16 protein-coding genes are annotated in these 20,840 nt (G+C 73.5%); 7 read left to right on the top strand and 9 right to left on the bottom strand.

Annotation, left to right across the window (positions count from 1 at the left end):
* The first annotated feature begins 160 nt into the window (after nt 1–160).
* The 5 genes from ACZ597_RS13770 (at nt 161) to pulA (ending at nt 9,227) form a co-directional block, all read left to right on the top strand.
* The gene (locus ACZ597_RS13770) at nt 161–946 is read left to right on the top strand and encodes an alpha/beta fold hydrolase (RefSeq protein ID WP_471328697.1); all 786 of its coding nucleotides are present in this window, start codon (nt 161–163) and stop codon (nt 944–946) included.
* A gap of 36 nt (nt 947–982) precedes the next feature.
* Entirely contained in the window at nt 983–1,537 is a 555-nt protein-coding gene (locus ACZ597_RS13765) for an SMI1/KNR4 family protein (RefSeq protein WP_471328695.1), read from the top strand.
* 544 nt (nt 1,538–2,081) lie between these two features.
* On the top strand, nt 2,082–3,797 hold the full coding sequence (locus ACZ597_RS13760) for a carbohydrate-binding module family 20 domain-containing protein (RefSeq protein WP_471328693.1): 1,716 nt from the start codon (nt 2,082–2,084) through the stop codon (nt 3,795–3,797).
* Between the two features lie 37 nt (nt 3,798–3,834).
* The gene (locus tag ACZ597_RS13755) at nt 3,835–6,588 is read left to right on the top strand and encodes an alpha-amylase family glycosyl hydrolase (protein WP_471328691.1); all 2,754 of its coding nucleotides are present in this window, start codon (nt 3,835–3,837) and stop codon (nt 6,586–6,588) included.
* A gap of 17 nt (nt 6,589–6,605) precedes the next feature.
* Complete coding sequence (gene pulA / locus ACZ597_RS13750; RefSeq protein WP_471328689.1) at nt 6,606–9,227, top strand: pullulanase-type alpha-1,6-glucosidase; 2,622 nt, start codon at nt 6,606–6,608, stop codon at nt 9,225–9,227.
* Between the two features lie 63 nt (nt 9,228–9,290).
* Here the strand turns inward: pulA and ACZ597_RS13745 are convergent, their stop codons facing one another.
* From ACZ597_RS13745 to ACZ597_RS13715, 7 genes are all read right to left on the bottom strand, one after another.
* Nucleotides 9,291–9,815: a GNAT family N-acetyltransferase gene (locus ACZ597_RS13745; RefSeq protein WP_471328687.1), complete on the bottom strand. Its 525-nt coding sequence runs from the start codon at nt 9,813–9,815 to the stop codon at nt 9,291–9,293.
* 29 nt (nt 9,816–9,844) lie between these two features.
* Nucleotides 9,845–10,552 carry a TetR/AcrR family transcriptional regulator gene (locus ACZ597_RS13740; RefSeq protein WP_471328685.1) on the bottom strand — a complete coding sequence of 236 codons (708 nt, stop codon included), beginning with the start codon at nt 10,550–10,552 and terminating at the stop codon, nt 9,845–9,847.
* A gap of 53 nt (nt 10,553–10,605) precedes the next feature.
* Nucleotides 10,606–11,649, bottom strand: a complete 1,044-nt coding sequence (locus ACZ597_RS13735; protein WP_471328683.1) for a PDR/VanB family oxidoreductase — start codon at nt 11,647–11,649, stop codon at nt 10,606–10,608.
* Complete coding sequence (locus tag ACZ597_RS13730) at nt 11,646–12,542, bottom strand: metal-dependent hydrolase (protein ID WP_471328681.1); 897 nt, start codon at nt 12,540–12,542, stop codon at nt 11,646–11,648. Before ACZ597_RS13730 ends, ACZ597_RS13735 begins: the two co-directional genes overlap by 4 nt.
* 186 nt (nt 12,543–12,728) lie before the next feature.
* Nucleotides 12,729–14,651: a hypothetical protein gene (locus tag ACZ597_RS13725; protein WP_471328680.1), complete on the bottom strand. Its 1,923-nt coding sequence runs from the start codon at nt 14,649–14,651 to the stop codon at nt 12,729–12,731.
* Nucleotides 14,652–14,778: 127 nt separating this feature from the next.
* Nucleotides 14,779–15,573, bottom strand: coding sequence for a tyrosine-protein phosphatase (locus ACZ597_RS13720; RefSeq protein WP_471328677.1), 795 nt, complete (start codon nt 15,571–15,573; stop codon nt 14,779–14,781).
* Nucleotides 15,574–15,667: 94 nt separating this feature from the next.
* Nucleotides 15,668–16,252 (bottom strand): rhomboid-like protein, encoded by a 585-nt coding sequence (locus ACZ597_RS13715; protein WP_471328676.1) that lies wholly within the window; start codon nt 16,250–16,252, stop codon nt 15,668–15,670.
* 92 nt (nt 16,253–16,344) lie between these two features.
* On the opposite strand from ACZ597_RS13715, the gene ACZ597_RS13710 reads away from it, so the two are divergent.
* Nucleotides 16,345–17,247, top strand: a complete 903-nt coding sequence (locus tag ACZ597_RS13710; RefSeq protein ID WP_471328674.1) for a hypothetical protein — start codon at nt 16,345–16,347, stop codon at nt 17,245–17,247.
* Nucleotides 17,248–17,322: 75 nt separating this feature from the next.
* Nucleotides 17,323–18,807: a PepSY-associated TM helix domain-containing protein gene (locus ACZ597_RS13705; RefSeq protein WP_471328672.1), complete on the top strand. Its 1,485-nt coding sequence runs from the start codon at nt 17,323–17,325 to the stop codon at nt 18,805–18,807.
* Nucleotides 18,808–18,874: 67 nt separating this feature from the next.
* Here ACZ597_RS13705 and ACZ597_RS13700 read toward each other — a convergent pair whose 3' ends face one another.
* A complete protein-coding gene (locus tag ACZ597_RS13700; protein WP_471328670.1) occupies nt 18,875–19,477 on the bottom strand; it encodes a winged helix-turn-helix domain-containing protein in 603 nt (200 codons plus the stop codon).
* A gap of 365 nt (nt 19,478–19,842) precedes the next feature.
* Nucleotides 19,843–20,796, bottom strand: a complete 954-nt coding sequence (locus ACZ597_RS13695; RefSeq protein ID WP_471328668.1) for a DUF6891 domain-containing protein — start codon at nt 20,794–20,796, stop codon at nt 19,843–19,845.
* Nucleotides 20,797–20,840: the final 44 nt, after the last annotated feature.

The following is a 20,840-nucleotide window of genomic DNA, read 5'->3' as shown; positions in this document are numbered from 1 at the left end:
CTAAGGATCAATGGAGGGACGCGCCGGGCGATCCGCGCGTCGGCCGGTCCAACCGTCCGCGAACGGGGCTGGGAACGGCCGTTCACTCCAATGCCCGCAGCTGTATCGTTTCGCCTTCATGCGGTTCCGCTGGTCGGGTGGTGCGTGCAAGCATCTGCGGATGATCACACTTGCCGATGATCTCGGCCACCTTTCGTACGTCGTCGCAGGTGACGGGCCGCCCGTCGTACTCGTGCACGCCGGCGTCGCCGACCATCAGATGTGGGACGCCGTCGTGCCCGGCCTGGCGGAGCACTACACGGTCGTCCGCTACGACCTGCGCGGCTTCGGTGAATCCGCCCCGCCGACCGGGCCGTACAGCGACGCCGACGACCTGCGGCGCCTCCTGGACCACCTCGGGTACGACCGCGTCCGGCTCGTGGGGGCGTCCTGGGGCGGCCGTGTCGCCGTGGACTTCACCATCGCCCACCCCGAGCGGGTGCACTCCCTGGCCCTGTTCGCCGCGCCGTGGCCCGGCTACGACTGGTCCGCGGAGATGCACGCGTACGACGGCGCGGAGACGGCCGCTCTGGCCGCGGGGGACGTGGAAGCCGCCACGCAGATCAACCTGGACATGTGGCTGCGAGGGCCGGCGCGGGGGTGGGTGGACGTCGCGGTTGGTCTGGCCGGCCGGGTTCGTGAGCCGATGCGTACGTCGCTGGTGCACATGGGCGTCCGTGACGAGCACGGGCAGGGGGCTGGGAGGGGTGACCTCGCCGCCATCCGCGTTCCCACGCTGGTGGGGGTCGGCAAGCTGGACGTCGCCGACTTCCAGAACATCGCCCGGCGCTACGCCTCGGAGATCCCCGGCGCCACCCTGGCCGAGTTCCCCACCGCCGCCCACCTCATCGCGCTCGACGCACCCGAGGAGCTCGCCGCGCAGCTGGAAACGTTCCTCGCCCGGTAGGACCAGCTGTCAGAGGCGCCTGTCAGGGTGACCGCCATGGAGGATTTCATCGGCACGCACACCCCTGCCCGCAGGATCGTCGATCCCGAAGGGGCGGTCGCCCTGCTGGAGCGCACCATCTCCGGCCTGTCGGGTCACCGACGGCCCCAACCTGCCGTGGTCGACTGGCAGGTCCTGGAGGAGAGCCTGGGCGTCGGCCTGCCGGCTGACTACAAGCGGCTTGCGGAGCTGTACCCGACTTTCGAGCTGGACGACTTCTTCCTCATCGTGCTTCCCGATCCGGGCACCGAACTCGCCTACGCGCAGGGTCTGGCCAAGGAGCGAGCAGGGTGGGACTCCGCTGACGCCGCCGATCTGCGCACCCCCGGCGTGCCAGGAGGCCTGTTCGAGTGGGGCTCGTCCATGGAAGGCGACCTGTTCGCCTGGAGCGGCATCGAAGACGGGCCGCAGGCCTGGCAGGTCACCGTCGTCTCCCGTAACGGCGTCTGGTGGAACTACGACGGCGGAGCCGTCCAGTTCATGGCCGAACTCTGCGCCGGAACGCTCGAACTGTGGCCGCTGCCCCACGTCGGGCCCGAAGTCACCGGCTGACCGGTCCGTATCAGCCGAAGACGGCCTCCGGCCGCCGAGATCTGAGGAGCGCGTAGCGATATGCCGCGCCCGGGGGCTCCGCAGGGGCTCTGGTCGGCCTCTCGTGCGGGTAGCCGCGCCCCCGGCCCTGGGCCGGGGCTCAAGGGGCCCGGATGCCCGGCGGGCCGGCCCCCGGAGCCTCGTCCCATCCCTGAGAGACCCGTCCCTTGACCTTGGACCGTGCCGTTCTCTTGGGGGTTTCCCGGCAGTCTTTCGGCTTTCCGGGGCGGGCCGGTCGGTCAAGGGTGGAGCGAAGCGACATCGCGTAGCGACGCGAACGGAGTGAGCGCCCTTGAAGGACCGGCGCGAACCGGAAGGGCGATGGGACTGACGGGAGACCCCCGAACCCTCCCTGAGCCGGTCCGGTGGGACTCCGCACTCCGGGTCGCGGTGCTACCCGCCGGAAACAATTCTGCAATCTCTTGCGCAAGGTCTTGCAACACTCCTGGGCGCCCCCTACGGTCGCGTGCAACCCCCCACACCTTCCCGCCAGGAGGACCCCCACATGGCTCGATCCGTATCCGCGCGCGCCGGCAGAGCCGCGCTCGCGGCGGCGGCGCTCGCCGCCGCTTCCCTCACCGTGCAGGCGCCGCAGGCTTCGGCGGCTCCGGCCGGGGAGAAGGACGTCACCGCCGTGCTGTTCGAGTGGCGGTTCGCCGACGTCGCCAGGGCGTGCGCCGACAGCCTCGGGCCCGCCGGGTACGGGTACGTGCAGGTGTCGCCGCCGCAGGAGCACGTGCAGGGGTCCCAGTGGTGGACCTCGTACCAGCCCGTCAGCTACAAGATCGCCGGGCGGCTCGGGGACCGGGCCGCCTTCAAGGGCATGGTCGACGCCTGTCACGCCGCCGGGGTGAAGGTCGTCGCCGACTCCGTCGTCAACCACATGGCCGGACCGGACGACCCCGGCGCCACGCTCACCGGCACCGGCGGGTCGACGTACGGCAAGTACTCCTACCCCGGGCTGTACTCCGGCGCCGACATGGACGACTGCCGGGCCGAGATCTCCAACTACCAGGACAAGGCCAACGTCCAGAACTGCGAGCTCGTCAAGCTCGCCGACCTCGACACCGGCGAGGAGTACGTGCGCGGGCGGATCGCCGGCTACCTCAACGACCTGCTCTCCCTCGGCGTCGACGGGTTCCGGATCGACGCCGCCAAGCACATGCCCGCCGCCGACCTCGCCAACATCAAGTCCCGGCTGGGCAACCCCTCCGTGTACTGGAAGCAGGAGGCGATATACGGGGCCGGGGAGGCGGTGAGCCCGGCCGAGTACCTCGGGTCCGGCGACGTGCAGGAGTTCCGGTACGCCCGGGACCTGAAGCGGGTCTTCCAGAACGAGAACCTCGCCTACCTGAAGAACTTCGGGGAGGCATGGGGGTACATGGCCTCCGGCAAGTCCGGGGTGTTCGTCGACAACCACGACACCGAGCGCAACGGCGAGACCCTCAACTACAAGAACGGCTCCGACTACACCCTCGCCAGCGTGTTCATGCTGGCCTGGCCCTACGGCTCGCCCGACGTGCACTCCGGGTACGAGTGGACGGACAAGGACGCCGGTCCGCCCAACGGCGGCACCGTGAACGCCTGCTACTCCGACGGGTGGAAGTGCCAGCACGCCTGGCCGCAGATCGCCTCCATGGTCGGCTTCCGCAACGCCGCCCGCGGGCAGGGCGTCACCGACTGGTGGGACAACGGCGGTGACCAGATCGCCTTCGGGCGCGGGGCCAAGGCGTACGTGGCCGTCAACCACGAGGCGGGCGCGCTGACCCGGACCTTCCAGACCTCCCTCCCCGCCGGCACCTACTGCGACGTGCAGAACGGCGGCCGCGCCGTGAGCGTGGACTCCGGCGGCCGGTTCACCGCCACGCTCCAGCCGCAGACCGCCCTCGCCCTGCACGTCGGCGCCCGTACGTGCGGCGCGAACGCCGCCGCCGGGGCCTCGTTCACCGTGAACGCCACCACCGTCCCCGGCCAGGACGTCTACGTCACCGGCGACCGCCCCGAGCTCGGCGGCTGGAACACCGCCGCCGCCCTCAAGCTCGACCCGGCCGCCTACCCCGTGTGGAAGCTCGACGTCACCCTCCCGGCCGGGACCTCCTTCGCATACAAGTACGTCCGCAAGGACGCCTCCGGGAACGTCACCTGGGAGAGCGGGGCCAACCGCAACGCCACCGTCCCCGCCAACGGCAAGGTCACGCTGACCGACACCTGGCGCAACTGACCCCCGACCGCACAGCCCGACCCCGAGGAGAGACCCCTTGATACGCCCCGCCGCGGGAGCGATCGCAGCCGCCCTGGCCGTGACGCTCCTGCCCGCCCTCCCCGCGGCCGCCGCCGCGCAGGCCCCGCCGCCGCCGCCGGACGCGAAGCTGGCCGCCGAGCCCGCCCGGCACGACCTGACCCGCGAGCAGTTCTACTTCGTGCTCCCGGACCGGTTCGCCAACGGCGACCCGCGCAACGACCGGGGCGGGCTGACCGGCGGCCGCCTGGAGACCGGCCTCGACCCGACGGACAAGGGCTTCTACCAGGGCGGGGACCTCAAGGGGCTCACCGACCGCCTCGACTACATCAAGGGGCTCGGCACCACCGCCATCTGGCTGGCGCCGATCTTCAAGAACCAGCCCGCGCAGGGCAGGGGTGCGGACGCGTCGGCCGGCTACCACGGCTACTGGATCACCGACTTCACCCAGGTCGACCCGCACTTCGGCACCAACGCCGACCTGGAACGGCTCATCGACAAGGCGCACCGCAAGGGGATGAAGGTCTTCTTCGACGTCATCACCAACCACACCGCCGACGTCGTCGACTACCGCGAGGGCTCGCACGAGTACCTGTCGAAGGGCGCCTTCCCCTACCTGACCAAGGACGGGGTCCCCTTCGAGGACGCCGACTACGCCGACGGGAGGAAGAAGTTCCCCGCCGTCGACGCCGCACGGTCCTTCCCCCGCACCCCCTTCGTGCCCGAGGGCAAGAAGGACCTCAAGTTCCCCGCCTGGCTCAACGACCCGGCGATGTACCACAACCGGGGCGACTCCACCTTCGCCGGGGAGTCCTCCGAGCAGGGTGACTTCTCCGGCCTCGACGACCTGTGGACCGAGCGTCCCGAGGTCGTCAGCGGCATGGAGAAGATCTACGAGAAGTGGGTCGAGGACTACGACATCGACGGCTTCCGCATCGACACGGTCAAGCACGTCAACACCGGCTTCTGGACCCAGTGGGCCACCGCCCTCGACAAGTACGCCGCCCGGCACGGCCGCCCCGACTTCTTCATGTTCGGCGAGGTGTACTCCGCCGACACCGCCGTCACCTCCCCCTACGTCACCCGCGGCCGCCTCGACGCCACCCTCGACTTCCCGCTCCAGGACGCCATCCGCGCGTACGCCTCCCAGGGCGCGCCCGCCGGCCGGCTGGGCTCCGTACTCGCCGACGACTACAGGTACAGCTCCGACAAGGCCAACGCCTACGAGCAGGTGACCTTCCTCGGCAACCACGACATGGGCCGCTTCGCCTCCTTCCTGAAGCAGGACCGGCCCGGGGCGGGGGAGCAGGAGCTGCTCGACCGGTACCGGCTGGCCAACGAGCTGATGTTCCTCTCCCGGGGCAACCCGGTGGTCTACTCCGGCGACGAGCAGGGCTTCACCGGCTCCGGCGGTGACAAGGATGCCCGTGCGCCCCTGTTCGCCACCCGGGTCGCCGACTACCTGGACGACGACCAGCTCGGAACGGCGCGCACGCACGAGAGCGATGCATACGATCCGGAGCACCCTCTCTACATGCAGATCAGTGCTCTCTCGAAGCTGACCAAGGCCCACCCGGCCCTGCGCGACGGCATCCAGAGCGAGCGCCTCGCCGACGGCTCCGCGTACGCCTTCGCCCGCACCGACCCCAAGACCCGTACCGAGTACCTGGTCGCCGCCAACAACAGCGGCACCGCCCGCACCGTCGAGATCGACGCCCCTCCCGGCGCCTCCTACCTCCCCCTGTACGGAGCCACCGGCCCCGGCGGCACCCCCTACGCGGCCCCCGCCCCCGTCACGGCCTCCCCGGCCGGCAAGCTCACCCTGAACCTGCCCGCCCTCGGCGCCGTGGTCCTCCGGGCCACCGCCCCCCTGCCCGCCCCCGCCGCGAAGCCCGCCCTCACCCTCAAGGCCCCCGCCCCCGGCGCCACCGGCACCGTCGAGCTGTCCGCCGACGTCACGCCCGGCGGCGGCCCCGGCGCCCTCACCCGGGTCGTCTTCGCCGCACAGACCGGCACCGGCAAGTGGCAGGTCCTCGGCTCCGCCGACCACGCCCCCTACAAGGTCACCCAGGTCATCGACCCGACCACCCCCGCCGGTACGCCCCTGCGCTACAAGGCCGTCGCCGTCGACTCCACCGGCCGCACCGGGTCCGCCCCCGCCGCCTCCGCCGCCGGGCAGACCCCGCCGCCCGCACCCCCCACCGCCACCCAGCGCGACTACGCCGTCGTCCACTACAACCGCCCCGACGGCGACTACACGAACTGGCGCCTGTACGCCTGGGGCGACCTCGCCGACGGAGAAGCCACCCCCTGGCCGGAAGGACACCCCTTCACCGGCCGCGACGCCTACGGCGCCTTCGCGTACGTCCGCCTCAAGCCCGGCGCGTCCAGCATCGGCTACCTCGTCATCGACAAGGACGGCAACAAGGACGTCGCCGCCGACCGCACCCTCGACCTGACGAGGACCGGCGAGATCTGGCTCGAACAGGGCAAGGAACCCGCCCGCACCGACCGCCCCGCCTACCCGCCGCAGGACCAGGCCAAGGCCGTCCTGCACTACCAGCGCCCCGACGGCGCCCACGACGGCTGGGGCCTGCACGTCTGGACCGGCGCCGCCACCCCCACCGACTGGTCCAAGCCCCTCCTGCCCACCCGCACCGACTCCTACGGCGCCGTCTACGAAGTCCCCCTCGCCCCCGGCGCACCTCGCTCGGCTACATCCTCCACAAGGGCGACCAGAAGGACCTGCCCACCGACCAGTCCCTCGACCTGAAGGGCACCGGCCACGAGGTGTGGCTGCTCGGCGGTCGCGAGAAGCACCTCCTCCCGCAGCCCGCCGGCTCCTCCGCCGCCCTCGACCTCACCAAGGCCGAGGCCGTCTGGATCGACCGCGACACCCTCGCCTGGAACGCCCCGCAGACCGCCGCCTCCCTCCAGCTCCTCGCCTCCCGCGAAGGCCGCATCACCACCGGGAACGGCGTCCTGCACGAAGCCGGCGCCCAGTGGCTGCGCCTGAACCGCTCCGCCCTCACCCCCGCCCAGAAGCAGAAGTTCCCGCACCTGTCGGCGTACACCGCGTACACCGTCGACCCCCGCGACCGCGACCGGGTGCGCGAGGCCCTGCGCGGCCAGCTCGTCGCGAGCGCCCGCGCCGCGAACGGCGCCGTCCTCGCCGCCACCGGCGTCCAGCTCGCCGGCGTCCTCGACGACCTGTACGCGAACAACAGCCCCCTCGGCCCCGTCTTCAAGGACGGCCGCCCCACCCTCTCCGTCTGGGCCCCCACCGCCCAGCAGGTCGCCCTCGAAATCGACGGCCGCACCCACCCCATGCGCCGCGACGACACCACCGGCGTCTGGTCGGTGCGCGGCGAACGCTCCTGGACCGGCAAGCCCTACCGCTACGCCGTCACCGTCTGGGCACCCAGCACCCGCCAGATCGTCCGCAACCTGGTCACCGACCCCTACTCCACCGCCCTGACCACCGACTCCACCCACAGCCTCGCCGTCGACCTGGCCGACCCGAAGCTCGCCCCGCCCGGCTGGAACCGGCTGCGCAAGCCGGCCCCGGTCCCCTTCACGAGCGCCCAGATCCAGGAGCTGCACATCCGCGACTTCTCCATCGCGGACGCCACCAGCAAGCACCCCGGCCAGTACCTGGCCTTCACCGACACCGGCTCCGCCGGCATGCGGCACCTGAGCGAGCTGGCCGCCGCCGGCACCTCGTACGTCCACCTCCTGCCCGCCTTCGACTTCGGGACCGTCCCGGAGGACCCGAAGGCCCGCACCGAACCCGCCTGCGACCTCAAGGCGTACGCCCCCGACTCCGAGGAGCAGCAGGCCTGTGCGGCCGCGGCCGCCGCGAAGGACGGGTTCAACTGGGGCTACGACCCGCTGCACTACACCGTCCCCGAGGGCTCGTACGCGAGCGACCCCAACGGCACGGCCCGCACGGTCGAGTTCCGCAGGATGGTCCAGTCGCTGAACGGGGCGGGCCTGCGCACCGTCATGGACGTGGTCTACAACCACACCGTCGCCGCCGGACAGTCGGACAAGTCGGTCCTCGACCGCATCGTCCCCGGCTACTACCAGCGCCTCCTCGCCGACGGCTCCGTCGCCACCTCCACCTGCTGCTCCAACACCGCGCCCGAGAACGCCATGATGGGCCGCCTCGTCGTGGACTCGATCGTCACCTGGGCCAGGCAGTACAAGGTCGACGGCTTCCGCTTCGACCTGATGGGCCACCACCCGAAGGCCAACGTGCTGGCCGTCCGCAAGGCCCTCGACGAGCTGACCGTCGCCAAGGACGGCGTCGACGGGAAGAAGATCGTCCTCTACGGGGAGGGCTGGAACTTCGGCGAGGTCGCCGACGACGCCCGCTTCGTCCAGGCCACGCAGAAGAACATGGCGGGCACCGGCATCGCCACCTTCTCCGACCGGGCCCGCGACGCCGTCCGCGGCGGCGGCCCCTTCGACGAGGACCCCCGCGTCCAGGGCTTCGCCTCCGGCCTGTTCACCGACCCCAACGGCTCCCCGGCCAACGGCACCCCGGCCGAGCAGCGGGCCCGCCTGCTGCACGCCCAGGACCTGCTGAAGGTCGGCCTCTCCGGGAACCTGGCCCCGTACGCCTTCACCGACTCCACCGGCCGCCGCACCACGGGCTCCGGGGTGGACTACAACGGCGCCCCGGCCGGCTACGCGGCCGCCCCCGGCGACGCCCTGGCCTACGCCGACGCCCACGACAACGAGTCCCTGTACGACGCCCTGGCCTACAAGCTGCCCGCCGGCACCTCCACCGCCGACCGGGCCCGCATGCAGGTCCTCGCCATGGCCACGGCCGCGCTGTCCCAGGGTCCGGCCCTCTCCCAGGCGGGCACCGACCTGCTCCGTTCGAAGTCGCTGGACCGCAACTCCTTCGACAGCGGCGACTGGTTCAACGCCCTGCACTGGGACTGCCGTGACGGCAACGGCTTCGGCCGGGGCCTGCCGTCCGCCGCCGACAACCGCGCCAAGTGGCCCTACGCGAAGCCCCTGCTGACCGGCCCGGCCCCCGGCTGCGCGGAGATCGCCGGGGCCTCCGCCGCCTACCGCGACCTGCTGCGGATCCGTACGGCGGAGCCCGCCTTCGCCCTCACCACCGCCGAGGCCGTGCAGCAGCGGCTGTCCTTCCCGCTGTCGGGGCCGGAGGAGACCCCGGGCGTCCTCACCATGGCCCTCGGCGACCTGGTGGTGGTCTTCAACGCCACCCCCACCGACCAGCGCCAGCGCGTCCCCGCCCTCGCCGGCACCGGCTACGCCCTGCACCCCGTGCAGGCGGCGGGCGCGGACCCGGCGGTGAAGCGGTCCGCGTACGACCCGGCGACGGGGGAGTTCACCGCCCCGGCGCGCACGGTCGCGGTGTTCAAGCGGGGCTGACGACCGCACGACCAGGACACGGCGGTGCCGGAGGGAACTCCGGCACCGCCGTTCCGCGTCGCGTCAGACGTCGAGGCGCCGCTCCAGCAGGACCACCCCGTACACCCGGCCGTCCTTACCCTCCTTCGAGGGGAACTCGCCGACCACCCGGTAGCCCGCGCTCACGTAGTAGGCCAGCAGCCTCGGGTTGGTGGACACGCAGTCCAGCCGCGCCCGTTCCCGCCCCGTCCGGGCGATCCGGTACTCGGCGTGCTCCAGGATCCGCATGCCCGCCCCGGGCGGCGCGGCCTTCCGCTCCACCATCAGCCGGTGCACGTACCCGGCCACCGGCGGCTGCACGCCCCAGGCCTCCTCGTCGGACCACCAGAGCTCGTAGGCGCCCACGACCCGTCCGTCGGCGTCCTCGGCGAGCCAGACCTCACCGTCGCGCATCCGCGCGCGGAAGTGGCCGGCGTCCTTGTCGCCCGGCTTCCACTGGTCGATCCCCTGGCCGAGCATCCACCGGGCGGCCTGGTCGTACAGCTTCACCAGCACGGCGGCGTCCTTCTCCCCGGCCGCCCGGAACAGCATCCCGTCGTCAATGATCACGCGGGCATTATCGCCAGCCGAGCGACCGCTCAGTCTTCCTGCCCGGTCCCCGGGACGAGTGCCGCCAGCCGCCCGACCAGTTCCCCGAACGGCCCGTCGGCCGGCTCGTCCGCCAGGATCCGTACGAGGATGCCCGCCATCTCCGCGTCGTACGCGGCGCTCACCGCCGCCAGCGCGGCGAAGTCGTGGACCAGCTGGAGTTCCAGCTCGGCCCGCGGGATCCGCCGCCCGTCCAGCCACAGCAGCGCCGTGGACTCGGCCAGTGACACCCAGGACCGCACGACGAGCTCCAGCCGGGCCGGCGGGTCCTGCACGCCGATGTGCACGAGGATCTGCTCGTACGCGGCCTGCCGGACCTCGTCGATCATCGCGTTGGCCCGGCTGCTGCCCGCCGCCGGACCGCCGCGCAGCAACGCCGAGAAGCCGGGCCCGTGTTCGTCGACGAAGGCGAAGTACCGGCCCATCACCCGCAGCAGCCGGGGCCCCAGCGGACCCTCCTGCGGTTCGACGAACCGCGCCGCCAGCTCGTCGGCGGCCCGCCGCAGCGCGGCCTCGTACAGGCTGAGCTTGCCCGGGAAGTAGTGGTAGACGAGCGGGCGGGATATCCCGGCGGCCGCCGCGATCTCGTCGATCGACACGTCGTCGGGGGAGCGGTGGCTGAACAGCTCCAGGGCCACCCCGATCAGCTGCTGCCGCCGCTCCTCGACACCCATCCTGCGCCGCACCCCGGTTGTCATGCCGACACCCTACTTCCCGGCCGGGGGTGGGCCGTACGGGTGAAGGACCGCCGCTACAGGTCCAGTACCAGCCGGTCCGAGTCCGCGCGGGAGACGCACAGCAGCATCGAGTCGGCGCGCTCCCCGTCCGTGAGGAGCTCGTCGCGGTGGTCCACCCGGCCCGCGAGCACCCGGTGCCGGCAGGTCCCGCAGAAGCCCTGCCCGCAGGAGTACGGGGTGTCGGGCAGCACCCGGCGCACCGCCGTCAGCGCGGACTCGTCGGCGGCGACCTCCACCGCCCCGCCCGTGCGGGCGAGTTCCACCGTGAAGGGCTTCGCCTCGGCGGGGGCCGCCGCGGCGAAGCGCTCCAGCCGGACCGCGTCCGGGTCCGGGACGGCCTCGGTGACCGCCCGCATCAGCGGCTCGGGGCCGCAGCAGTAGACCAGGGTGCCCGGCCGGATCCCGGACAGCGGGGCCAGGTCGGGCAGGCCCGTCTCGTCCTCGGCGGCGACCGTCACCCGGTCTCCGTAGGCGGCGAGTTCGGGGAGGAACGGCATCGAGGCGCGCGAGCGGCCCCCGTACAGCAGGGTCCAGTCGGCGCCGGCCGCGGTCGCCGCGCGGAGCATCGGCAGGATCGGGGTGATGCCGATGCCGCCCGCCACGAAGGCGTACGAGGCCGCGGGCTCCAGCCCGAACCGGTTGCGCGGCGGACGCAGTCGCAGCTCGGCGCCCTCCACCAGGAGTTCGTGCGCCTCGCGGGAGCCGCCGCGGCCGTCGGCGACGAGCCGGACCGCGATCGTCCAGCGTCCCGTCTCGGCCGGGTCCCCGCACAGCGAGTACTGGCGCACCAGGCCCGAGGGCAGCGTCAGGTCCACGTGCGCGCCCGGGGTCCAGGCCGGCAGCTCGTCGGACTCCAGCACCAGGCGCAGCACCCCCTCGGCCGGCTCGGTGCGGGAGGCGATCCGGGCGTGCAGGGTCCGGCGCGGGGAGTACCCCGACACCGGCTCGGCCAGCGCGGGCAGCGGCCACAGGGGGGAGCGGCCGATCCGCTTGAGCAGTGCCCGCCGGGTCAGTACGGCGGCCCCCGCCACCGCCGTGACGGCCAGGGCCCGCCTCACGGCCGCACCCCGCCGTTGGCGCCGGGGGAGGAGGCCAGGTAGGCGACCGCCTGAGCGGTGGAGCCCTCCTGCGAGGGGTGGTAGGTGCGGGAGAGGTAGGTCGGTATGGACCGCGCCATCGCCCCGGCCGAGGGGAGGACGCCCTTGCGGCCGGCCCGCAGGAACTGCCCGTAGGAGGCCTTGGCACCGGGCCGCTGGGGGTCGTTCTCCACGAAGAAGCGGACGCCGCGCTGCCAGAGGAAGAGCAGGGCGGCGAAGGCGCTGGCCCAGGTCCGCACCCGGCGGCGGTAGCTGCCGTCCAGGTGCATGAAGAGGTCGAAGGCCACCGACCGGTGCTCGACCTCCTCCGCGCCGTGCCAGCGCAGGAGGTCCAGCATCATCGGGTCGGCGCCGCGCCGGTCCAGTTCCTTCGCGTTGAGCACCCAGTCGCCGAGGAAGGCGGTGTAGTGCTCGATCGCGGCGATCATCGCGACCCGCTCCATGAGCCACCACTTGCGGGCGCGGCCCGGGGGCAGGGTCCGGTCGCCGAGCATCTTCTCGAACAGCCAGTCCACCTGGGCGGTGTAGGGGGTCGGGTCCAGGCCGAGGCGCTTGAGGTGGGGGAGCACGTCGTCGTGCGCGGCGGCGTGCATCGCCTCCTGCCCGATGAAGCCGATGACGTCCGCCCGCAGCCGCTCGTCGGTGATGTGCGGGAGGGCCTGCTTGTACACGTGCACGAACCAGCGCTCACCGGCGGGCAGCAGCAGGTGCAGCACGTTGATGGTGTGCCCGGCGAAGGGCTCGCCGGGCAGCCAGTGCAGCGGCGTGTCCTCCCAGGAGAAGGACACGTTGCGGGGTTCGAGGTCTATGTGTTCCGACGCCACGGGGGCGGGGGCGGGCGGCCTATTAGACATGGCGTCAATGTACTGACGGGTACCCGCCAGGAAAACCCCCCGGCACCACCGAATCCCTGCCAGGGGCCACAGCCGGGCCGGCCGCCGACACGAGACGGACACCACCCCAGGGGCGCGGGGAACCGCGCGATCAGCCCCACCGGCCGTCAGCCGACACGCAACCCGCGCCACCCCGACCCGGCAAACCTAGCGGAGCGCACCGGCCTTGCTGCCGTCCGTCAGCTTCCCCGACAGGTCCACCTGCGCCCCCTCGGGGGCCTTCACCGCCAGCCGGTTGCCGTTCGCGCTCCCGCTCACCCCCGCGCCCGACGCCGACAGCGAGGCGAACTGCGCGCTGCCCGCCGCCAGTACGTACCACTGCCCCGCCCGGGACTTCCACAGCACCCCGGCCAGCACGCGCGGCTCCCGAGGCCCGCACGCCGGGGAGCCCTCCGCCTTCGCCGCCTGGGCGGCCAGCGGCGCGCCCGGGGCCAGGAACTGGGCCTGGACCCGGTCCGCCGTGCCCCGCCAGGTCTCGGCCCGGCTGCACAGCCAGGTGGCCGTCCCGTCGCCCTCGGGCAGCGGCTGCCTGGCGTACGTCCAGGCGTTGACGGTGCGCACCCCGTGCGAGCGCACCGACGGCAGCAGGCACGCCGTCTTCGACCACTCGCCGAGCTCCGCGGCCTCCGTCACGTCCCGCGCGGCGCCCGGCGCGCCCGAGGTCAGCCGGGCCGGGGTCAGCTCGCCCAGGTCGGTCACCAGCCGGGTGGCGCCGTCTCCGGTCAGGGACAGTGCGCTCCAGCTGGTGCAGTCGCCGTTCGGGGCGGGGCCCAGCACCGGCGGGGTGACCCCGTCCGGAGTGAGCTTCAGCGCGGCGGGCTGCTCGCCGGGCTTGAGCAGGTCGCGCAGCGCGGCCCCGGTCACCCAGGGGGCCGTCAGGTAGCGGACGTTGCCGTCGACCCGGCTCAGCACCAGCGCCGTCGCCGTGTCGGCCGTCGCCCCGTCGGTCCGGGCGAAGTCGAGGGCGGCGCCCGCCGTGCCGTTGCGCGGCTCGGCGTACCGGACCACGCGCAGCCCGTCGTGCAGCAGCACCACCACGGCCTGGTCGACCGTGCCGGCGAAGAGCAGCTGCGGCGGGCCCATCGGCGGCCCCGACGGGGTGCCCGGGGTCGCCGAGACCACCACCTCCGTGCCGGGCCGGGCCCACACCGCGAGCGCCCGGCGCAGCAGCTCCGCGTCCTGGGCGCGGTCCCCGCGCGCCGGCCAGGCGGAGTAGTCCGTACGGGAGGACGTACGCCACACCGTGGGCGCCACCCGCAGCAACTGCGCCGGGTCCAGGGCCTGCTCGGCCGCCGCGTTGCGCGCGTACAGCGGAGCGGCGGGCCCGTCCGAGCCCCAACCCCCGCCCGGCAGCGCCAGCAGCGCCCCGCACACCGCGAGCGCGGCCGCCGCGGCCAGCCCGGCCCGCGCGAGCCGGCGCCGCCGCAGCAGGTCGGTGGGCCGGGCCTGGAGCACGCACGGGTCGAACTCGGGGGAGGCGAACAGGCCGTCGTGCGCCGGGTCCCCGGACTCCGCGACGGCCGCCGCCGGGTCGGCGACCCCGGCCTCCGCGAGCACCCGGAGCACCTCCGGCCCGTCCAGCCCCTCCAGTGCCCGCAGGACGCAGGCGGCGCGGCCCGGGCCGTTCAGGGTGGCCAGCCACTGGTCCAGCGCCAGCTCCTCGGCCCCGCCCGCGCGCGGGAACAGCCGCAGCCCCCAGACCTGCGGCAGCAGCGCGGGCAGCTGCCCGCGCAGCGGCAGCGCCTTGAAGGTCAGCGGGATCCCCGCCTCCAGGGCGGAGCGCAGCACGCGCAGCCGGACGTACGCGTACCCGGACTCGGGCCCGCCCAGCCCGCCGCGCTGCGCCGGGACCCCGCCCTGCACGGCCGCCGGGTCGGCGCCCCGCCGCCCGCGCGGCAGTGCCCGCTGGGTCAGGGAGTGGGCGGTGAGCACCCGCCGGTTGCGGCCGAGGGCGGGCGGCAGCACCAGGTAGGCCAGCCGCACCAGCCGCGGGTAGTGCTCGACGATGGCGGCCTCGGCCTGCTCGACGTCGGGGGGCAGGGGGCGGGTGGTGGTATCCGGCGCAGTCACGTTCAGCAGAACGAGCGAATCGTCGGATGGTCACCCGCCTTCGCGCACCCGTTCGGGCGAATTCCGGGTTTCAAGGTGTACGCGCCGGGTTGCCGGGGTTTCGTCCGGTGCGCCTCGTCCGTACCGCTCAGGCGATGAGCTTCGCGCGCAGTGCCGCCACCGTCTCCTCGGAGACGCCGAGGCCCTCGTGCACGTACTTCTCCATCGAGCCGTAGCGGACGCGGACCTCGTCGAGGCCCGCCTCCAGGTAGGAGGGGAACACCCCGATCAGCGCCAGGGCGATGTCCGGGTCCCCGCCCGCGGCGGTGAAGCCCTCGATCATCGGGGCGAAGGCCTGCTTGACCGCCGGGTTCACCGACAGGTACTCGGCCATCAGGGTGTCGTCGTCGGCGCCGAGCAGCGAGAGGACGAGGGTCGCGCCCCAGCCCGTGCGGTCCTTGCCGGCGGTGCAGTGGAAGAGCAGCGTGCCCGCGTCGGGGTCGGCGGCCTCGGTGAGCAGCGTGCGGTACGCGGCGTGCGCGGAACCGGTGCTGACGAAGGAGCGGTACACGGAGCCGAACAGGGCCTGGGCCTTGCCGCCGCCGAGGTGTTCCTCGGCCACGGCCGGGTCGCCGAGGAGGTCCTTGAGCTGGGTGGCGGCCGGCATGCGGTGGTCGCTCATCTTGTCGGCCAGCACGTCGCGCACCAGCAGCCGGACCCCGTCGGGTATCCGGTCGGGGTGGTCGGCCCGCTCGGCGTCGCTGCGCAGGTCTATGACGGTCCGCAGCCCCAGTGCCGCCACGGCCGGGTCGGCGTCGACGTCGAGCCGGTCGAGGGCGCCCGCGCGCAGGACCAGGCCGGGGCGGACGGTGCGGCCGCCGGTGAGCGGGGTGCCACCGAGGTCGCGGAGGTTGGCGACGGTGGTGGAAGGGGTGGCGGTCATCGTGGCGGCTCCAGCGGTGAGGCTCGTTCGTGCGTGACGTGTCCGGGCACGGTGAGGACGTGGGTGGTGTGCCCGGGGGTGTTCGTTGACACTGTCAGGTATGTGCGATTTTCCGACGGTTTGATCCGGAAAGACAATCGACGGCGACCGACAGCCCTATCCCCACGCCCAGTGCCACGAGGTGGCCGGCGTCGGTGAAGGTCCGGCCCCGCCGCAGCACCGGCTGCGCGGCGACGGCCAGCAGGCCCGCCCGCGCCGCGTTGCGCACCGCACCGCGCGGCAGTGCCGAGGTCAGGGCGCCGAGGACGGCGTTGAACCCGTAGCTCGTGCCGACGTCCAGGGCCCGGCGGGTCTGCCGGTCGGCGGTGCGGCGCAGGGCCCCGTAGACGAGGAGGGTCGCCGTCGCGTGCCCGAAGAGGAAGACGGCGGCCGTCCACCACGCCCCGTACGCGTACTCCGCGTAGCCCAGGACCGCGACCAGCAGCAGGGCGTACGGCAGCGGCATGGGTTCCTCGACCACGAAGGCGCTGCTCAGCAGGGTCTCCCAGTGGCCGGCGCCGAGATTGTCGACGTTCGTCGAGCAGCCGCGCAGCACCCGCTCCCGCTCGGCCGGATCCAGCCGTTCGAGGGCGTGGGCGCCCAGCTGGACGCCGCCCGCGTACGCCGCTCCCAGCGGCAATGACCATGACCATGGCGATGGATTCACCGGTCCATGATCGGTTACGGCCCTCTTGCGGGTGGCGGCGGGCCCCGTGAGACCATGACCGGAACATGACTGAATCCCCACTCCGTGCGCCGATGCGCGGTACGCGGGCCGCGATGTTCGCGGCCGTGTGCGTGGCATTGGGTGCGATGGGGCATTCGTACATGTCCGGGATGAATGTCCCTCCCGGTAATCTCCTGGCCGCCTTCGCCGTGACGGGCGCCCTCGCCTGGGCCGCCGCCGGACGGCGCTGCGGGCCGGTCGGGATCACCTCCGCACTGCTCGCCGTCCAAGGGGTCCTGCACCTCGCCTTCTCCGCCGGCCAGGCCTCGGGGCACGGGCACGCCGCCCCCGCGCCGGGCTACGCGCCCGAACCGATGCCCGGACACCACCACGTCCCCGGCATGCGGATGGACGCCCCCACGGACACCGCCGCCGCGGCAGCGGACGGCATGGCGGGCATGGGCGACATGGCCGGCGGCATGGCGGACATGGTCGGCGGCATGGCCGGCATGGCCGGGCACGGCGGTCTCGGGATGATCGCCGCGCACGTCCTCGCCGGGCTCTTCTGCGCCGCCTGGCTCGCCCGGGGAGAGGCCGCCGTCTTCCGGCTCGCCGGAGCGCTCGGCGCCACCGCGCTGCTCGCCGCCCGGCCGCTCGCCCGCGTACTCGCGCTGCTGCGCACCCGGCCGGCCCCCGAACCGGCCCCGCCCGCGCACCGCCCCGCGTACGAACCCCCGCGCCGGCTGCGCGGAGCCGTACACGCCCACACCGCCGTCCGCCGCGGCCCGCCCGGGTGGAGAGATACCCACAGCACGGCCCCGAGGCCGTGTCGCCAGAGCCCTGCCCGGCCGGCGGCCCCCGCGTACGCGCACCGCGTCGACGCGGGCCGCCGGTGCGCCCCTTCGCGCGCGCACGCACCGGCCGGAGCGGCACCGGCGGCACCCGTTCCGCACCCCGCGCGCGCCTGACCGGCGCGCTCCCGGGCGTTGGGCGGAGCGAAACCCGGGGCCGGTCCCCCTGTTTCGCCGAACCCTAGGACCGACATGTCCCTTGACGAACTTCAGGACGGCCCCGCGCGGGACGCCGAAGCGGCCGATACGGCCCGAACCGCCGAAGCCCCGGCCGGGCCCGCCCGCCGCACCGGCGGCGGCTGGGCCGCACTGCGGCCGCTGCTCCTGCGCATGCACTTCTACGCGGGACTGCTGATAGCCCCGTTCCTCTTCCTCGCCGCCGCCACCGGACTGCTGTACGCCGGCTCCTGGCAGGCGGAGCGCATCCTCTACTCCCACGAGCTGACCGTCGACAGCGTCGGCGAGCGCACCGTGCCGCTCAGCACCCAGGTGAAGGCCGCCCAGGCCGCCGCCCCCGAGGGCAAGGTGCTCGGCGTGTGGCCCGCGCCCGAAGCGGACGCGACCACCCGGGTCATCATGGAGAAGCCGGGTCTCGGAGAGGGCGAGACCCTCACCGTCTTCGTCGACCCCTACACCACCGACGTGCGCGGGCAGCTGACCACCTCCGGTGACGCGCTGCCGCTGCGGGCCTGGCTGAGCGAGTTCCACGCGAGCCTCCAGCTCGGGGAGTTCGGCCGCAACTACAGCGAACTCGCCGCCAGCTGGCTCTGGGTGGTCGCCCTCGGCGGCCTCGCCCTGTGGGTCGGCCGCCGCCGCGCCCGCAAGGCCGACCTCGTCCTGCCCGACCGCGGGGCCACCGGCCGCCGCAAGACCCTGTCCTGGCACGGCACCGTCGGCCTGTGGGCCGCCGCCGGGCTCGTCGGCCTCTCCGCGACCGGCCTGACCTGGTCGAACTACGCCGGCGAGAACATCGGACGGCTCCAGGACCGGCTCGGCGGAGCCACCCCCTCCGTCGCCGCCAAGCTGAAGCCCGGCGCGGGCGCGGCCGCCGACGGCGGCGACGAGCACGCCGGGCACGTCATGACCGACGGCATGGAGATGCCCCCGCCGGCGCCCGTCACCGACATCGGCATCGACCGGGCGGTGGACGCCGCCCGGGCCGCCGGGGCCACCGAGAACCTGCGCGTGACCCTGCCCGCCAAGGGCAAGGGCTACGTCGTCAAGGAGAACGACAAGACGCTCCCGGTGAACCTGGACTCCGTCGCGGTCGACCCCGCCGACGGCCGCGTCATGGACACGCTGCGCTTCGCGGACCACCCGCTGCTCGCCCAGCTGACGCGCTTCGGCATCGACCTCCACATGGGCCTGACCTTCGGCATCGCCAACCAGATCGCGCTGGCCGCCCTCGCCGTCGCCGTCATGTTCCTCGTCGTGTGGGGCTACCGGATGTGGTGGATGCGCCGCCCCACCAAGGAGAACCGCCGCTCGGTCGGCCGCGCCCAGCCGCGCGGCGCCTGGCGCAGGCTGCCGGTGACCGTGCTGCTGCCGTTCGCCTGCGCGACGGCGGTCGTCGGCTGGTTCGTCCCGCTGCTGGGGATCAGCCTGGTGGCCTTCCTCGTGATCGACCTGGCCGTCGGCTTCGCCGCGCGCCGTCGCGGGGCCGGCGCCGCCGCGTGACGGGGGCTTGAACGCCGGTGGGCCCGTACGCGTGCGAACGCGTACGGGCCCACCGTCATGTCAGGCGTCAGGGCGTGTACTTGTACCCCACGCGGCGCACGGTCTGGATCGCGCCGCGGTGCGCCGCGCCCAGCTTGCGGCGCAGCCGGGCGATGTGGACGTCGACGGTCCGGCCGTCGCCGACGTGCCCGTAGCCCCACACCGTGGTCACCAGCTGGTCCCGGCTGTGCACCCGGTGCGGGTGGGCCACCAGGTGGGCGAGCAGCTCGAACTCCAGGTAGGTCAGGTCCAGCTGTTCGCCGTCGACCTCGGCCGTGCGCTGCGCGGAGTCGATCCGCACGAGCGCGTCTCCAGTGGTCGTCGACGCTTCGGACGCAGGCTGGGTGTGCGGGGCCGGCCCGGCGACGGCCACGGGAACGGACTGCGGGGTGAAGGCGATCTGCTGCTGGTCGGCCGGTACGAGGACCAGGTAGCCGACCATCGGCGGCTGGCCCGGCAGGGTGGGAACGGCGTGCTGGGGCGCGGGCAGCCAGGTGGCGCCCGGTGGGAGCAGGTCCACCACCCGGGCCACCTCGTCCCGGTCCACGGCGCGCAGCCGGTGGCGCGGACCGGGCGGGAAGGGCAGGGGAGCGGAGGTCGCAGCGGAGGCGAAGGAACGGGTGTTCGTCATGAGTGGTCAGCTCTTTCACGCGGAGTGATCGGCAGAAGACGTACGTGTGCATGTGCGAGTGCACGTAGTCGTTGCGTACCGCGCAGACCGAAGGCCCCGGGCGGGTCTGGTGAGAGGGTCCCGGAGGCTTTAGAGGGCCGGCGCGTTCTCGGCGCGGCAACACACCCGGTCGAAGTCGTGATCCTGACGGGACGGCCAGAACGGCTCCAGGTCGCTGCGACCTGTCGGGAAGTACGAATGGCTGGCCATGAGCGCCATTGAAGCAGAAACAAGGGGGCCCGGGCAGGCCGCGTCTCACTTGCTGGATCGGAATCTCATATTCCGTCGTCAAGTCTTCGTCAGGCCGCCACAATCCCGACATACCGTCAGCCGGAAAGCCGCTTCCGCCAGTCCAGTCCGGTCACGCGTATCGCATCGTGGGCCGATCCGTCCCACGTCCACGACAGCCCCACGCCGTCCAGCGCCGCGACCACCTCCCGTCCCACGGAGGCCGTCAGCTCCTCGCCGGACTCGAAACCCCCGTAGAGCAGCCAGAGGTCCCCGCCGTCGGCGGCCCCCTCCGTGCACTGGGAGTGGAAGAAGACGAAGCCGCGGGCGTCCTCCTCGCCGTCGGCGTGGATCTCACCGAGGCCGCAGCTGCGGCAGCAGGTGAAGTTCTCCCGCGCGGTGATCCCGCTCGTGTCGAGCGCCCCGAACGCCCGGGCCAGCCGCTCCGGGTCGGTCTCGCCCACCCAGCCCGCCTGCTCCGCGACCCGCTCCCGCCACAGCCGGTCCACCAGGTCCGCCGCCTGCGCCCGGGACACCGGCCGCTCGTCGCCGGACACCAGGTACTCCTCGGCGTTCTCCGTCAGCACCGCCCGGTCGTCGTACCCGCAGCGCAGCCAGCCCCGCACGGCCTCGGTCAGCTCCTCCTCCACCTCCGGGTCCAGCGGGGCCACCTCCTCGACCGGGAAGTCCAGCCGCTCCCAGGCCGGCCCGCGGTCCCAGTCCTTCTCCCGGGCCGCCCAGCGGAGCATCACCTCCACCACCTCCTCCGCGGTGTCCACGAACGCCTGGAAGTGTCGGTCGGGCGCTCCCGCGCGGTGCTCCAACTGGTAGTCACCGCCGGTCTCGTGCCAGACCTGCACGTACACGTCGGGGTCGTCCGGGACCCGGTTCACGACGAGGAACCGGTCGCCGTCCCCGCCCATGCCCGCCACGAGGGCGGACAGCGGCCCGCGGCTCCCGGGGCCGGAGAGGTCGTGGTGGCGGCCCGGCTCGGTGTGGACCCTGACCGGCCGGATCGCGTCGTCGGTGCGCTCGGTGTGCTCGGTGTTCATGAGGACACGGTGGCAGGCGCCACTGACAACGGCGGCGGCGCCCG

The sequence above is a fragment of the Streptomyces sp. NPDC040718 genome, assembly GCF_055593565.1.
The sequence above is the reverse complement of the archived record's forward strand: the minus strand, read 5'-3'. Positions and strand labels throughout refer to the sequence as shown.